13 protein-coding genes are annotated in these 16,485 nt (G+C 43.8%); 6 read left to right on the top strand and 7 right to left on the bottom strand.

Annotated features, from left to right (window positions below; genetic code table 11):
• Positions 1–108: 108 nt before the first annotated feature.
• The gene (gltB, locus tag Q0A12_RS05015) at positions 109–4,590 is read left to right on the top strand and encodes a glutamate synthase large subunit (protein ID WP_291291570.1); all 4,482 of its coding nucleotides are present in this window, start codon (positions 109–111) and stop codon (positions 4,588–4,590) included.
• A 1-nt stretch (position 4,591) separates the two neighbouring features.
• On the top strand, positions 4,592–6,025 hold the full coding sequence (locus tag Q0A12_RS05010; protein WP_291291569.1) for a glutamate synthase subunit beta: 1,434 nt from the start codon (positions 4,592–4,594) through the stop codon (positions 6,023–6,025).
• 161 nt (positions 6,026–6,186) lie between these two features.
• On the opposite strand, the gene Q0A12_RS05005 is transcribed toward Q0A12_RS05010, so the two are convergent.
• The 6 genes from Q0A12_RS05005 to Q0A12_RS04980 form a co-directional block, all read right to left on the bottom strand.
• Positions 6,187–6,729: a TIGR01440 family protein gene (locus Q0A12_RS05005; protein WP_291291568.1), complete on the bottom strand. Its 543-nt coding sequence runs from the start codon at positions 6,727–6,729 to the stop codon at positions 6,187–6,189.
• Between the two features lie 4 nt (positions 6,730–6,733).
• On the bottom strand, positions 6,734–7,213 hold the full coding sequence (locus Q0A12_RS05000; protein ID WP_291291567.1) for an ECF transporter S component: 480 nt from the start codon (positions 7,211–7,213) through the stop codon (positions 6,734–6,736).
• The gene (thiD, locus tag Q0A12_RS04995) at positions 7,195–8,001 is read right to left on the bottom strand and encodes a bifunctional hydroxymethylpyrimidine kinase/phosphomethylpyrimidine kinase (protein WP_291291566.1); all 807 of its coding nucleotides are present in this window, start codon (positions 7,999–8,001) and stop codon (positions 7,195–7,197) included. Before thiD ends, Q0A12_RS05000 begins: the two co-directional genes overlap by 19 nt.
• 95 nt (positions 8,002–8,096) lie before the next feature.
• Positions 8,097–9,620: a glucose-6-phosphate dehydrogenase gene (zwf, locus tag Q0A12_RS04990; protein WP_291291565.1), complete on the bottom strand. Its 1,524-nt coding sequence runs from the start codon at positions 9,618–9,620 to the stop codon at positions 8,097–8,099.
• A 12-nt stretch (positions 9,621–9,632) separates the two neighbouring features.
• Entirely contained in the window at positions 9,633–10,280 is a 648-nt protein-coding gene (locus Q0A12_RS04985) for a metal-dependent transcriptional regulator (protein ID WP_291291564.1), read from the bottom strand.
• A gap of 195 nt (positions 10,281–10,475) precedes the next feature.
• Positions 10,476–11,711 carry an aminopeptidase gene (locus Q0A12_RS04980; protein ID WP_291291563.1) on the bottom strand — a complete coding sequence of 412 codons (1,236 nt, stop codon included), beginning with the start codon at positions 11,709–11,711 and terminating at the stop codon, positions 10,476–10,478.
• Between the two features lie 231 nt (positions 11,712–11,942).
• On the opposite strand from Q0A12_RS04980, the gene Q0A12_RS04975 reads away from it, so the two are divergent.
• Positions 11,943–12,524, top strand: coding sequence for a TetR/AcrR family transcriptional regulator (locus Q0A12_RS04975; protein ID WP_291291562.1), 582 nt, complete (start codon positions 11,943–11,945; stop codon positions 12,522–12,524).
• 335 nt (positions 12,525–12,859) lie between these two features.
• Here Q0A12_RS04975 and Q0A12_RS04970 read toward each other — a convergent pair whose 3' ends face one another.
• Positions 12,860–13,300, bottom strand: coding sequence for a flavodoxin (locus tag Q0A12_RS04970; protein WP_291291561.1), 441 nt, complete (start codon positions 13,298–13,300; stop codon positions 12,860–12,862).
• A gap of 167 nt (positions 13,301–13,467) precedes the next feature.
• On the opposite strand from Q0A12_RS04970, the gene map reads away from it, so the two are divergent.
• The 3 genes from map to Q0A12_RS04955 are packed head-to-tail and all read left to right on the top strand — an operon-like array spanning position 13,468 to position 16,451.
• On the top strand, positions 13,468–14,232 hold the full coding sequence (gene map / locus Q0A12_RS04965; RefSeq protein ID WP_291291560.1) for a type I methionyl aminopeptidase: 765 nt from the start codon (positions 13,468–13,470) through the stop codon (positions 14,230–14,232).
• Between the two features lie 31 nt (positions 14,233–14,263).
• The gene (locus Q0A12_RS04960; RefSeq protein WP_291291559.1) at positions 14,264–15,187 is read left to right on the top strand and encodes a YihY/virulence factor BrkB family protein; all 924 of its coding nucleotides are present in this window, start codon (positions 14,264–14,266) and stop codon (positions 15,185–15,187) included.
• A 19-nt stretch (positions 15,188–15,206) separates the two neighbouring features.
• Positions 15,207–16,451, top strand: coding sequence for an MraY family glycosyltransferase (locus tag Q0A12_RS04955; RefSeq protein ID WP_291291558.1), 1,245 nt, complete (start codon positions 15,207–15,209; stop codon positions 16,449–16,451).
• The last annotated feature ends 34 nt before the right edge of the window (positions 16,452–16,485 follow it).

Here is a 16,485-nt window from a genome sequence, read left to right as displayed (position 1 = left end):
TTTTCCAACTCCTCAATCAACTTGCAGAAAAAGATTGCAAGATTTACATAGAAAAGGTAAACTATTAAAAATCGGAATATTCAGACTATTGAAAGAGAGGATGAGGGGATGAGGAAAAAAGAGACGTTCATGTATGAGCCTCGTTTTGAAAGCGATGCTTGTGGTATGGGCTTTATCGCACAAAAAGATGGCTTATACTCTCGAAAGCTGATTGAAAATGCGTTGACGATGTTAGGGCGAATGAATCACCGTGGCGGTACAGGAGCCGAACCAGATACGGGGGATGGTGCGGGGGTGCTGATGGCATTGCCTGATCCTTTTTTTCAAGCCATCGCTCTAGCAGCAGAGATTGTTTTGCCCCCGAAAGGTCACTATGCAGTAGGCATGGTTTTTTTGCCGCAAGAACATGAATCTGCTGTTAAACTACGAACAGCCGTTGTTCAGGATATTCAACAGATGGGCTTTCGGGTGTTGTGGCAGCGGGAAGTTCCCTATGACTATTCGCAATGTGGGCCAGGAGCACAAAAAGTGATGCCCAATTTTTGCCAACTCTTTATTGAAAAACCTCTTGATGTGACAGTGGGGAGAGATTTTGAAGATCGCTTGTATCGTTTGCGGCGTCAATTAGAAAAAACCTATGCAGCCAAGGAACTAGCTATCTGTAGTCTCTCTAGCCAGACAATTGTCTACAAGGGCATGTTACATGCGTACCAAGTCGGATTATTTTATAAGGACTTGCAAGATCCCCGCATGACTTCCAGTATTGCATTGACTCACTCTCGTTTTTCAACGAATACATTCCCTAGCTGGAATCGAGCGCAGCCCTTTCGTTTTTTAGCTCATAATGGGGAAATCAATACCCTAAGAGGCGCTGAAAATTGGATGCAGAGCCATCAAATCGAAGTCTATGATGAAGAAAATTCGGATTCCGCAAAACTTGAGAATTGCATGGAGTTTTTGTATCGCCAAGGAAGAGATTTACCTCAAGCGTTGTTGATGATGGTACCTGAAGCTTGGTCAAAAGAAGCGGGTTTGCCAGAAGAACTGGTCGCTTTTCATGAGTACAATGCTAGTTTTATGGCACCATGGGATGGACCGGCAGCACTTTGCTTTACGGATGGTGAGTTGGTGGGGGCTGCTTTGGATCGCAATGGATTACGACCTTCCCGCTATTCAATCACGAAGGATGGTTTCGTTGTCGTAGCCTCCGAATCAGGGGTGGTTGATCTACCTGCAGCAGAAGTCATTGAAAAAGGGGTTTTAGGCCCAGCCAATATGTTTCTGGTCGATACTAAAAATGGCGTGATTTTGAGAAATAAAGAGATCAAAGAAAAATATGCCCAAGCACATCCTTATCGGGAATGGTTGACAGAGAACTTATTAACACTGGATGACTTACCGGAAGTCGCTTTTTCTGATGGATTATCGGCAGAGTCACTGCAGCGTTTATGGAAACTTCATGGGTACACGGAGGAAATCATCCGGACATTGTTGATTCCTATGGCTGCAGGAGAGGAACCGGTTATCTCCATGGGCTTTGATTCGCCATTGGCAATTTTAAGCGAACGTCCCCAGTCACTTTTTACGTACTTTAAGCAACAATTCGCGCAAGTAACGAATCCGCCGATTGACGCGATTCGCGAAAAGCTAGTGATCGGTACAGAATTGTTTCTGGGACGAGATGGCGATGTTACAAGAGATCTTAGCCAAAATTGCCACAAATTAAAAATCGCTAGTCCGATTTTAGGCACCAGCGAGTATCTGAAAATCAAACATCTAAATCAGAAGCAACAGTCGGCGGCGGTTCTCTCTATTCTTTATTCTGTGGCTGGTAATGAGCAGTCACTGCAGCAAGCATTAGACACGCTTTTTAAGGAAAGTGAAGCCAACATTGATCAAGGGGCGACGATTCTTGTGCTAAGTGATCGCGAGCCCATTGCACCACAACCAGGGAAGATGGCCATTCCCATCTTGTTAGCTGTTTCGGGCTTGCATAATTATTTGGTACGAAAAGGAAAACGAGGGTTTGCCTCAATCATTGTTGACACGGCTGAAGTCTGCGAAGTGCATCACTATGCCATGCTCGTTGGCTACGGTGCCAGTGGGATCCATCCTTATGGTGCTTATGAAACACTGCGCCATTATGACATGAGTGACCATGTCGAAAAGTACCGTCAGGCCTGTGAAAAAGGACTCATAAAAATCATGTCTCGTATGGGAATTTCAACCATTGCCGGTTATCATGGTGCTCAGCTTTTTGAAGCGGTGGGGATCTCGCCGCAAGTTATTGAGACTTATTTTACCGGGACTGTCTCACGGATTGGCGGACTGTCGTTGAAACAAATCGAGCAAGAGTATTTTGAGCGCTACAAAGCGGCCTATGGTGAAAAACAACAGGATTATCTAGATTCAGGCGGTAGCTTTCAATTTAAAGCAGATGGCGAGCATCACCTTTTTAATCCCAAAACCATCTATCATTTTCAAAAAGCGGTACGAACAGGAGATTATCAGTTGTATAAGGAATACGCAACGATCATGAATCAGGAAGCTTTAAGTACACCGACGACACTTCGTTCCCTTTGGGCGTTCAATCCTGCGCGCCAGCCGATTCCGCTGGAGGAGGTCGAGCCTGCTGCTCAAATCGTGAAACGTTTCAAAGTAGGTGCAATGTCTTATGGCTCGCTAAGTGAGGAAGCCCATAAGTGTATTGCTGAGGCGATGAATGCTATCGGAGCGAAATCCAATAGTGGGGAAGGTGGGGAACATCGCGAGCGTTTCAAAGCGGTCAACGGCAAAAATTATAATAGTCGGATCAAGCAAGTTGCTTCTGGCCGTTTTGGAGTCAACGCGGAGTATTTGATGAGTGCCGATGAGTTGCAAATCAAGATGGCACAAGGCGCAAAGCCAGGGGAAGGCGGTCAACTGCCTGGAAATAAAGTTTTTCCTTGGGTCGCTGAGATCCGTGGGTCAACACCAGGGGTTCGCTTGATTTCACCGCCGCCCCACCACGACATTTATTCGATTGAAGATCTGGCACAATTGATTCATGATTTAAAGACCATCAACCCGTATGCGCGCATCAATGTGAAGCTGGTAGCCAGCACAGGTGTCGGGACGATTGCAACTGGTGTAGTCAAAGCAGGTGCCGATGTGGTTGTCATATCTGGCTATGATGGCGGTACCGGTGCTTCTCCCCGCAATTCTATCAGAGATGCAGGATTGCCTTGGGAAATGGGGTTAGCAGAGGCACATCAAACATTGTCGCTGAATCATCTTCGTCAGCGGATGACCTTAGAAACCGATGGTAAACTGATGACAGGGAGGGATATTGCGATTGCCGCACTTTTGGGTGCTGAAGAGTATAGTTTTGCTTCATTGGCTCTTGTGGCGATCGGATGTGTGATGATGAGGGTCTGTAGTTTGAATACTTGTCCCGTAGGTATCGCCACCCAAAATCCCGCTTTACGAAAGTTTTTTGCTGGCAAACCGGAACATATTATTCATACCATGTTTTTCTTAGCAGAAGACCTAAGAGAAATCATGGCAGAATTGGGATTTCGTACGATTGATGAGATGGTGGGGCACACAGAAGTCTTGGCACCTCGTTTCATTGCCAAAGGAAAAGCAAAATCGTTGGATTTCACTCGCCTCTTGGGTACGACACTTCCGATTGCGCGTAAAGTAACGGATCCCTTTTTGGAGAAACGGCAATGGCCGGAGTTGGATAGTTTTGCTAAAGCTGCAATTGAGAAGCAGCATCCTGTAGTTATCAGTCAACCGATCAACAATATTCAGCGTTCTGTTGGTGCCCGCATGGGGGGATGGATTGCCGAACGTTTTGGAAACTATGAACTTCCTCCAGGGTTGCTGCAATTCAATTATCAGGGTATCGCGGGGCAAAGTTTTGGTGCCTTTGCAACGCAAGGACTTGAGCTGAGATTGGTTGGTGAAGCCAATGATTACGTGGCCAAAGGATTAAGTGGTGGCCGGTTGATCATTGTTCCGCCAGCGGACGCGAGTTATGATATTGAGCAGTCGCCTATCGTAGGAAATGTGGCATGCTTTGGGGCAAATCGCGGAGAAGCCTATTTCAGAGGGCTAGCAGGTGAACGTTTCTGTGTACGAAATAGCGGAGCAAAAGTGGTTGTCGAAGGAATCGGTGATCATGGCTGCGAGTATATGACCGGAGGTGTCGCTGTTATTCTAGGCAAGACAGGGCGCAATTTTGCGGCGGGGATGTCTGGTGGCATCGCCTATGTGTACGATCCGGAGCAGACGTTTGCTGCTCAGTGCAATTTGGAAATGGTGGAATTATTTAAGGTAGATGAGAGTGGGGATGATGCGGTGCTGAAAGAATTGATCGAGAACCATTTTACCTATACAGATTCCTTGAAAGCAGCCGAGATTCTAAGTGATTGGCTCCATCATAAGCAGTTGTTCATCAAAGTTTATCCTAAGGAATACCATCAAATGGTGGAAGCGACTCATCAATTGGCACAACAAGGTCTCTCCGGGGATGAATTGATCGCTAAAGCGTTTGAGTCAGTTGTCGGTCCTCAGTTGACAATCCCAGGAAAGGAGCATGACTAATATGGCAGATCCTTTTGGTTTCTTAAAATATCCGCGAAAAGAAAATCCGTATCGACCAGTAGCAGAGCGGATCACTGATTGGCAAGAACTGCAAGAACCATTGCCGGCAAGGGAGCGGCAGGAACAAGCCGCTAGATGTATGAATTGCGGTATTCCCTTTTGCCATACCGGTTCTTTCTACGGTGAGCAACGGACAGTTTCTGGATGTCCTAACGATAATTTGATCCCTGAATGGAATGATCTGGTTTATCAAGGCAGGTTTCAAGCGGCTTTTGAACGATTAGCAAAAACGAACCCATTACCTGAGATGACTGGGCGGGTTTGTCCAGCGCCTTGTGAGAAAGGCTGCACGGAAGCGCTAAATGGAAGTGGTGTCACGATTCATGACAATGAGCGTTTCATTATCGATACCGCTTTTGAGAATGATTGGGTCCGAGCATCAGGAGAACCGCAAGCAGCAACTGGTTTCAAAATCGCCATCATCGGCAGTGGACCAGCGGGGCTCTCCGCTGCTTGGCGATTGAATCAGTTAGGGCATCAAGTGACGGTTTATGAACGCAGTGATCGTTGCGGAGGTTTGCTGATGTATGGTATTCCTAATATGAAACTAGACAAAGCTGTCGTTCAGCGTAGAATCGATTTGATGGCAGAACTAGGCGTGACATTCTTAACGAATGTCGAAGTCGGTCGCGACATTTCTGCTGATGAATTAGAAGCTGCGTATGATCGAATCATTATTTCGGCTGGCGCCAGTGTCCCGCGGGATTTAGATATCCCGGGAAGGGCTTTGACAGGGATTCAGTTTGCAGTTGATTATTTGACAGCTGCGACCAAAGAAGTGTTGAACTATGGGAAAGCCGCAAATGAATCCTTGGCTGGTAAACACGTGGTCGTAATCGGAGGCGGAGATACCGGAAATGATTGCTTAGGGACTGCGATGCGTCAAGGGGCTGCTTCTGTTCGTCAGTTGGAAATCACCCCAAAGCTTCCAGAACAACGTTTAGCTGGCAATCCATGGCCTGAATATCCGATGACAGCAAAAATTGGCTATGGACAGGAAGAAGTTGCCGCGATTCTACAAGAAGATACCTATCACAGTATTTCGACGACGGCTTTTGTAGGGGCAGAGCGAGGACAAGTGATTGGGATCGAAACCGTCAAAGTAGATGCAAATTTTCAGCCAATCTCTGGTACAGAGCAAGTGATGAAAGCCGATTTAGTTTTGTTGGCAATGGGCTTTCTAGGGCCAGAAACCCACTTGTTAGACGCCTTCAATGTCCATGAAATCTATGATGATTATACGACTAATAATGAACGGGTACTGGTAGCTGGCGATGCCAAAAGAGGCCCCAGCTTAGTGATTTGGGCAATCCGAGAGGGGCGTCTGGCTGCGGAGAAAGTCGATCAATCGCTGCGGACCTTGATTTATCAATAAATGTAGCAAAAATATCGAAAAAAATGCGACAGATACGACAAATAAACCGAAGGATAGTGAGAAGCGACGGGCCATCTTGGGCTGAGGAGAAATCCTCTACGCTTAACAGGTATCCTTCGGTTTTGTTGAATCTACTATTGCTGATATTAGTTAGTGGTTTCTTAATACTGTGCCCGCGGTCCGCCGATATATTTTGGCCGGGAACCTAATGCCGTCACATGAGCTGCCCCTAAGGTTTTAATACTTGGCCGAATAGGGATTTGTACGTGTTTGATATGCATGCCAATGGCAGTATCACCAATATCAATGCCAGCTTTCGCAACGATATGTTCCACTTCAACGGGATCCTCAAACAAGTGAAATGCGGCTACAGAACACGCGCCTCCTGCATGAAGGGCAGGAACAACTGCCACTTCTTCTAATTGGTAACGCTGGGCCGTGCTGCGCTCTACAGCCAATGCGCGATTCAAGTGCTCACAACCTTGAACGGCTAAGCGAATGCCAAGGGGATCTAAAACCCCTTTGAGAGTCTCCACAATGACCTGGCCTACTTCTTCACTAGAGTTCTTGCCGATCATGCCGCCAACGACTTCACTAGTGGAGCAGCCTAAAACAAATAAATCATTTGGTTGTAAGTGTGCTGTGTCAATTACTTCCGTGGTGATGGTTTCCAAGTCTTTTTTTAGTTGATAAAAATCATTCATTCTCTTACCTCTCATTCAAAGAAAATTTTTGGGTGCGTTTTAAATAATTGACCAGTGGGTAAGCGACCAGAATACCAAAAATATTTTGGACACTATTGCTAAGAATCGAAGCAATGCCTGCGCCAAAGCCAAACATGAAGGTCGTTGCTGCGGCATAGCCTAAAATCATCGTCACGCTTCCCAGACAAAGAGCGAGTAGGGGGTAGTGTCGAAAGCGCCCCGTAAGGTATCCTTGGCAGCCGTGGATCAAAATCGAAAACAAGGCCCATTCAGGATAGCCGGACAAAAAGTCGATGATGCCGCCGCTCAAGCTACCGACGATGGCACCTGAAGGTCCACCCAATAAAAGCGCCGTAGTGTAGATGCCGGCTTCACAGAGAGTCACGACACCTTTTGTCTGAGGAACTGGTAGAACAAACAACAAAGAAAGTGCAGTAGTCAGTGCTGTCAGCATCGCTAACGTTGTTATTTTTTTGGTAGGCATGAGGAAGCTCCTTTCCTGAAATAAGCCAGTTGATCGACATTTCCCAAAGCATTGGTCAACTGCAGTCCATTTTCGATACCCGCAAAAACAAAGGCTTTGGCTTGCTGTACAGCATCCATCATTGAATGGTCACTAGCCAAGAGGGCAGTGACGGCTGCAGATAATGTACAACCAGCACCGTTCGTTGTTTTGCTGGCAGATTTTGGTGCTTCAAAAAAGAAAAAGTCATCGCCATCATAAAGCAAATCGCAGGCACTTGCACCTTTAAGCCGGTTACCCCCTTTGATCAGTACAAAAGCAGGACCCAGCGCTTTGATTTTCTTTGCAGCACTCTTCATTTCTTCCCGAGTAGTGATGGTTTGATTGGCTAGATACTCTGCTTCGACCAAATTGGGTGTAACGAGGGTCGCCAAGGGAAATAAGGATTGCAGCGCATGCTGATATGCTTGATTGGATTGGGTTTGTCCTTCTTTAAAAGCTAAGACTGGATCTAAGATGATCGGGCAGTCTTGGGTCATTAGAAACTGTTTCACGCAGTCAATGGTTGCTAATGAATGTAATAAGCCGATTTTGATAGCCGCCAAATCGGTGAAAGTTGCAATGGAAGCCAATTGAGTATTTAATGCTGCAGAAGGAATGTCATAAATTGTGATTTCCTCGTTGATGGCTGCAACACAAGTTAGCACCATATGACCAAATGTATTGAATTCTTCAAAGGTCTTGATATCTGCAGTGGCACCGCCGCCGGCCAAGCTGTCTAAGCCAGCAATAGTCAATACTTGTTTCATGCATTCACATCCAATCTTTTCTTTTATTATAGCGAACGAGAACAAAATAAAAACAGCCAATTGGCTGTTTTTTTACCCATCCAATTGGCTGCTGCTTATTGATTGTTTAATAGATTTCGTTCGCGATACCACTCATCTGGTTTCCACATCCACTCAAAGCCATCAGCTGCTAAAAGATCATAAGCCGCTTTTGGTCCCATTGTACCGGCAGCATAGTTTGGAAAATCAGGGGTTTCTTTGTCCCAAGCATGTCGGATGACATCAACGATGCGCCAGGATTGAGCAACTTCATCCCAATGAGTAAAGTTAGTGCCGTCACCATTCAATGCATCTAAGATTAGTTTTTCATAGGCTTCCGGCGTATTTTCAACGATTTCGGTACTATTGCGGTAATCCAGTTTAACAGGAAGGGTGTCGAAACCTTGACCGATTTCTTTGCCGTTTAGAGAAAGGGAAAAGCCTTCCGTCGGTTGAATATAAATCGTTAGGACATTCGGTGCTAATTTCTTTTTGCTTTCGCAATCCGTCACATCTTTTTTAAAGACATTCACGGGCACTTGCTTGAAAACGATATTGATCCGAGTGCCTTTTTCTGTTAATCGTTTACCGGTCCGTACATAGAAGGGAACTCCCGACCAGCGGAAGTTATCGATCATAAATTTACCTGCAACAAACGTTTCCGTTGCGGAATCTTCCGCGACATTCATTTCTTCCCGATATCCGGCAAAGTGCTGATCCTCTAGTTGTCCTTGGTCGTACTGTCCGCGGACAAAATTGGTTTTGACTTCTTCTTCCGAATAGATGCGAATCGCATTCAACGCTTTGATTTTTTCTGTGCGGAGCTCTTTTTCCGAGAAGGCGACTGGCGGTTCCATCGCCAATAAGGAAAGAATTTGCAAGATGTGGTTTTGAACCATATCTTTTAAGGCACCACTCTTGTCATAATAGCCGCCGCGTTCTTCCACACCAAGGTCTTCCGCAATATTGATTTGAACGTTGTCGATGTAACGGTTGTTCCATTGAGATTCAAAAATATTATTGGCAAAACGGATCGCAGAGATGTTTTGGATCATTTCTTTTCCTAGATAATGATCGATCCGATAGATTTCTTGTTCACTGAAAACGTGATTGATTTCTTCATTCAATTGTTTCGCAGATTCGTAATCACTACCGAAAGGTTTTTCGATCACCACGCGATGATAGCCTTTGGTTTCTAGCATACCTTGTGATTTTAAATGTGAAACGATGGTACCAAAAAAGTTTGGAGACATGGCAAGGTAAAACAGTTGGTTTCCTTCAAGCTGGTACTTCTTATCTAAAGAATCAGCCAACTCTTTCAAGGAGTCATAGTGAGTGGTATCTGTGACATCATGCGACTGATAATAAAAATGTGAAGCAAAGGTTTCTGCTTGTTCTTTGGAGTCGATCAAATCTTCGATCGTTCCCATCACCACTTCTCGATAATGTTCATCTGACCAAGGGCGGCGAGCCGTGCCGATTACAGCAAAATCTTCTTTAAGATCCCCTTTTTTATACAAACGGAAGAGAGAGGGGTAAAGTTTGCGTTGTGCAAGGTCACCGGTTCCGCCAAAAATAGTAAAAAGTACCTTTTTTTCCATCGTTTTCACTCCTTACAGTTTATCTACAAAAATCGTACTGGCTGCTTTATAACTGACCGCAATTTCTTTGTCTGCGTTTTTGATCGTAATAGGCCCTTCATAAGCTGCCGTATCAATGATTTCAAACTCTTCATGAATGTTCAAGTTGATCGCTACTAGATAGTCCAGCAGTTCACGTTCATCCAGTACACGGGCGATTCGAATTTTGGTTCCCACAGGGTAAGCACTCATCGTCGTCTTTTCCCCTTCATGAACAGGTTGTCCTTGTTCCGGGATCATTCCCCCATGAGGACAAAATTTGGGATGTCCTAGATAGGCCTCCAAATGATCAGCCAATGTCCCTGATGTGACGTGTTCAAGTACCTCCGCATCGTCATGGACTTCATTCCAAGAATAGTTCAAATGCTCGACTAAAAATACTTCCCATAAACGGTGTTTACGGATCAGAGCACTCGCCGAAGCTAGCCCGCTTTCGGTCAATTGAACGCCTTGATAAGGAGAGTGTTCAACTAAGCCTTCCTTTAAAAGCTTAGAGATCATCTCGCTTACTGAAGCAGCTGACACATCCAGACCAGAAACGATTTGCTTGTTATTGATTTTCTTCTGATCACCGCCCAATTCCAAGATGAGCTTCAAATAATCTTCGCGGTTTGGTGTCATGGTATTCATCCTCTCTTATCAAAGACTATCAAAGTAAATTCTATCAAAAAAAGTCGTAGATTACTACGGAAAAAACTGTAGGAAAGGGAAGGTTTTTTCTAAACCGTTTTCCTTAAATGGCGCTTCCTACTGTCAACTTACAAAGAAAGAAGAAAACTGAGAGAACGATGCATTCTCTCAGTCCTTTTTCGCGTATTAAGCCCAATCGCCATTTCTAAAGACTGGGACTGTGGTGCCATCTTCTTTGATTCCATCGATGGACATTTGTGCAGATCCTACCATGAAGTCTACATGGGTTTGGCTGCGGTTAAGACCAGCAGCGGCTAATTCTTCTTCGCTCATTTCCGTTCCACCTTGTAAGCTGAAGGCATAAGCCGAGCCCAGAGCTAAGTGGTTTGAAGCATTCTCATCAAACAGTGTATTGAAGAAAATGATGCCGGATTGAGAGATAGGTGAAGGATCAGGAACCAAAGCAACTTCGCCTAAATGTTTTGCGCCTTCATCAATAGCTAACAGTTTTGCTAAAACCTCTTCGCCTTGTTCCGCAGAGAAATCGACGACTTTTCCATCTTTAAAGGTAAATTTCATTCCGGAAATGATGGTTCCTGCATAACTTAATGGTTTTGTACTTGAGATATAGCCATCGATCCGGCGGCTATCTGGAGCAGTAAAGACTTCTTCTGTTGGCATGTTTGCCATGAATTTTTCTCCACGAGCATTGAAGCTGCCAGCACCTTCCCACAAATGATTTTTTGGTAAGCCGATGATAATATCGGTACCGGGTGCTGTATAATGCAGTGCGGAGAATTGTTCTTCGTTGAGTTCGTTGGCTTTTTCTTGCAATGTTTCATCATGTTTTTTCCAAGCTGCCACCGGGTCTTCTTCATAGATGCGCGTTGTTTTGAAAATTTGATCCCAAAGCAAGTCTTGCGCTTCTTCTGGGGCGGCATCTGGAAAGACTTTTTGTGCCCAGTCTTGACCAGCGGCTGCCACTACTGTCCAGCTCACTTTGTTGGCTTGGGTTGCTTTTCGCAAGTTGATCATCGCTTTTCCGGAAGCCGCTTGATACATGGCCACGCGGTCTGAATCAACCCCTGCTAATGCATCGGGATTGGCTGAAACCACACTGATGCGGCTCGCACCTTTTGCTACCCAGTCATCGGTTTGGTCGATCTTGTATTGAGGAATCGTTTCAAGACGATCACTGTCTGCATGAGCGAGAAACTCTTTTTGAACAACATCATCCGTCCATTGAATGATAACTTCTGCTGCCCCTAATGCATAGGCCTTTTTTGTTAAAAGACGTGCCAAAGGTGCTTGATCGACAGCAATTTGGATCACGATGGTATGTCCTTTTTGAACATTGACGCCAACTTCTGTAATCAGTTGGGCATATTTCTCAAGATTTTGATTAAAATTTGGTAAAACCATTAAAATTCCTCCTAATTTTTCTAACTATACCTTTCTCTATGATAGCACTATCTTTTTTTGAAAACAAACAAAAGAGAAGTCAAAAAAACAGGTTTTTTTGTGCGAAATTGGAAGCGAATAGTGACCGCAACAATCTTAAAAGTTGTTTTGCAATCTTAAAAAAACATGATACAATGAATAAAAGGTTTTTCTGAAAGCGATGTATAGCAGAATTAAGGAGATTAAAAAATTATGGCAAGAAAGAAAACTATTACTAGAGACCAGATTTTAAAAGCTGCCTATGAAGTTGTCGCAACCGAAGGATTCACACGTTTTACCGCACGTAACATTGCAGCGAAAATGAAGTGTTCAACCCAGCCAATTTACTTAGAATTCAAAAACATGGATGACCTAAAAAACGCCTTGATCAATCAAATCTACGATTATTTGGCAACGGAAGTCTTTCTTGTTGAAAGACGTGGAGATGTCATCGTCGATCTGACTTTGAATTATATTGGTTTTGCGAATAAAGAAAAAGGCTTATATCGCGCGCTTTACCTTGAAGAGTATGGCGGGGGGGATTCCATGCAGAAGTTTTCTTTTGATTTATTCGTCAAAACTGTTAAAAAAGATCCGAAATATCAGGACCTAACAGAAGTTGAACTGAAATCATTGCATACGGGTGTATGGATCGTTGCCACGGGATTAGCCGCGTTGATGTCTTCCGGGATTCTTCATCCGACAGAAGACCAAATTGCAAAATTGATGACCGAAACTGCAGAGAATATCATTCGTCGCGAAACGCCGATCGATATTTCTTATAAGACATTTTAAAATGAATGAACCAAATCGAAAAACATATTAAAAAAAGAGGGGAAAATCAACGATGATTGATTTTTCCCTCTATTTTTGGGTATTTTGGGTATATAGATAAGAAGTGAAAGAAGGGACTGTGACATAAATCATCATCCAACAAGTGAAACCGAATCATATGCTATTGCTCTAGATTCCTCTGACTTTTGCGACGAGGAGCCCCTGCACCGCAGGAGCAATACTAGTTACTGTTCGGATTTTACTTGTCGGAGACTTATGGCACAGTCCCTTCTACAAAATGAAGCTGAAATTTCTTAAAGCTGAGCGCTTTTGATACAGTCTTTTTGATTCGTGGATCAAAGCGATGCTGCGATTTTTTTGGCGAAGTCTTCTAAGTTTTGAATATCTTCTTCTTCGGCAGCTAAATCAACTTTGACACTTTCTGCTCCTTTTGAAGCACCAGTTTTGATAAAGGCGGCTTCAAAATCGTCAACCGATTTACAAAAGTCATCGTAGAACGTGTCGCCTGAACCGCAGACACCAAAAGTTTTTCCAGCAAGATCTAAATCCTGTAAATCTTCATAAAAATCAACAATCTCATCTGGCAGTTCGCCATCACCATATGTATAAGTAGCTACGATGCAAATGTCCGCATCTTCAAATTCATCTGCATCTACTTGCGTACATTCGTTGAGTTCGACCTCAATGTCAAGATTTTCAAGTGCTTCTGCAACGATATCTGCGATTTCTTCGGTATTGCCAGTCATACTTGCATATACAATTTTAGCTAAAGTCATAAATAAGTCCTCCCATCCTTAGTTAACAATAAAAACACTCTCTGATTATAGCAAACCCAATCAAGATTAACAATTCTTGAAAAAAATCTTAGCCGAATCAGCAGTCTTTGTAAAAAAGCTACTTTCTATGGTAAAATAAGAGGAATTTAAATAAGGGAGACGAGAAAATGATAACACTAAAATCTGCCAGAGAAATTGATCAAATGGCTGCGTCTGGGGCTTTGCTTGCGGACGTTCACAAACAACTTCGCACATTCATCAAACCAGAGATCACTAGCTGGGATATCGAAGTATTTGTGAGAGATTACATTGAAAGCCATGGCGGAATCGCTGCACAAATCGGCTTTGAAGATTACAAATATGCGACTTGTTGCAGCATCAATAATGAGATTTGTCATGGGTTTCCCCGTAAAAAAGTATTAAAAGACGGCGATCTGATCAAAGTAGATATGTGCATTGATCTGAAAGGCGGCATTTCTGATTCTTGCTGGAGTTACGTGGTTGGCGAATCGACACCAGAAATCGATCGTTTGATGGAAGTAACGAAAAAAGCCATGTATTTGGGAATTGAACAAGCACAAGTTGGCAATCGCATCGGTGATATTGGTCATGCGATTCAAAGCTATGCCGAAGGAGAAGGTTATGGCGTTGTTCGCGATTTTGTCGGTCATGGGATTGGACCTACGATTCACGAAGCACCAATGATTCCTCACTATGGCGAAGCAGGCAAAGGCCTACGCTTGAAAGAGGGCATGGTCATTACGATCGAGCCCATGATCAATACCGGCACTTGGAAAATGAAAATGGATCCAAACGGCTGGACAGCGTATACCCTTGATGGCGGCTTGAGCTGTCAATATGAGCATAGCCTAGCTATTACAAAAGATGGTCCACGAATCTTGACTTCTCAAGGAGAAGAAGGAACTTATTAGGAAGAATGGACGGATGTCGGAGGAACCACAAATGAAATGGCTCAATAAGGCGAAAAGCAATCAGAAGCTGATGCGTTTTATCGAAACGACGCAAACACGGATCACAGAATCCGAAATGGGAACAACGTCAGTAGTTGTTGCCTACTACTTGTTGTTATCCCTGTTTCCGCTGCTGATCGCGATCGGAAATCTCTTGCCTTTTCTTTCGATCGCTCCTAGCAATGTCTTACCCTATGTCCAAGAATTGATTCCTGGTCAAGTGTATGAATTTATCGGACCGGCGATTGAAAATCTGCTGACTTCCGGTTCTGGCGGTTTATTGTCTCTATCGGCATTGGCTGCTCTTTGGTCAGCCAGCCAAAGTATCAACGCATTGCAAATTGCTATGAATAAAGCATTTGGTGTTGATCAGCGGTCAAACTTTCTTGTTGTCCGTGCGGTCTCTTTTGTCATTATTCTATTGTTTATGATTGCAATTGTAGGTGTGACGTTAGTCATTGGATTAGGAAAGATCATATTGGATTTTTTGCAGCCAATCTTCCATATTCAGGACGATTTGATCGCCACCTTCCAAACGGTCAAGTGGCCGTTGACGATCGTTGCTCTGCTGCTTATTTTGATGCTGATCTATTGGTTAGTACCGAATGCCAAAGTAAAGCTTCGTTCGACACTTCCCGGAGCAGTATTCGCTACTGCGGGTTGGATGTTGTTGTCGCAAGTCTTTGGGATCTATGCGCGCTTTTTTGCAGCCAAAATCAGCGGCTATCAAATCATCGGAAGTTTTATTGTTTTGATGATTTGGCTGAATCTAGCAGCAACGATCATTATATTAGGCGGTATTATCAACGCAGTTGTTGAAGAGTATGTATCAGGTCAAGAAATCAAGGAACGAAAAGATCCCGTGGAACGTATCTCATCAAAACTTGAAGATACCTTTTCTAATAAGGAAAAATAAATGAAAGTGAGAACGAGCGATGGAATTTGCATTTAAATTTATTGTACGTCTTTTCATCACGATGATTATCTCTCTGATATTGACGCCCATCATCAAATTGATATCCTTTAAAATTGGTGCAGTCGATCGCCCAGGAGAACGACGGATCAATACCAAAACGATGCCTACGGCAGGAGGTTTAAGTATTTTTCTTTCTTTTTCCTTTGTCCTGCTTTGGGAATTTCGTGAGATGATGCCATTTAGTTATGTCTGGCCAATGCTCTTAGGCGCGGCAATCGTTGTGGTGACGGGACTGATGGATGATATCTTCGAGCTTTCTCCCTTACAAAAAGTTTGTGGTCTGACGTTAGCTGCTCTAGAGATATATTTTGTAGCTGGAATCAAAATCAGCACTGTATCGATTCCCTATATTGGGGTGTTTGATTTAGGCTGGTTAGGACTGCCGATGACGATTTTGTGGATTTTAGCCATCACAAATGCCGTCAATTTGATTGATGGTCTAGATGGATTGGCTAGTGGTGTATCAATTATCAGTTTGACGACCATAGGGATTATTAGTTACTTCTTTTTGCCTGACTCAGTAGCTGTTTCGATGGTAATTTTTACATTAGTCGCTGCCATTATCGGCTTTTTTCCCTACAACTTTTATCCAGCCACGATTTTTCTGGGGGATACTGGGGCTCTGTTTTTAGGCTTCATGATCTCTGTTCTTTCCTTACAGGGGTTAAAGAATGCGACGTTTATTACTGTGATCACCCCTATGCTGATTTTAGGGGTACCCATCACCGATACTGTTTACGCCATGATTCGCCGGAAGTTCAACAAACAAAAAATCTCCTCTGCGGATAAAATGCATCTTCATCACCGATTGCTTTCTTTAGGATTTACCCATCGAGGAGCGGTACTGACCATCTATGCACTGGCATTAGTGTTTTCCTTCATTGCACTCTTGATGAATTATGCCAGTAATACAGCAATTGTCTTGTTGATCATTAGTACAATATTTGGTATTGAATTATTTATTGAATTGATTGGCTTGGTGGGAGAAAATCGACAGCCGTTGATGTGTGCCTTGAAGTTTCTAGGGAATCGTCGCTTTCGTCAAGAAGTTTTGGCAAAACGAACGGGTTCATTAGAAGAAAACAATGAAGACATGAGTGAAAAAACTACCGAAACACTCAATGAAACGCCCCTTCAACAGGCCAATGGAGAAGCATCTCCGCGGTCATCTCGTAGAAAGCGGCGAGGGAAGCATAAAAAGTAATCGAAAACGATCACTTAAAAGAACGGTTTTCAAA

The organism is Enterococcus sp. (assembly GCF_022711995.1).
Taxonomy (GTDB): Bacteria; Bacillota; Bacilli; order Lactobacillales; family Enterococcaceae; genus Enterococcus_D.
The sequence above is the reverse complement of the archived record's forward strand: the minus strand, read 5'-3'. Positions and strand labels throughout refer to the sequence as shown.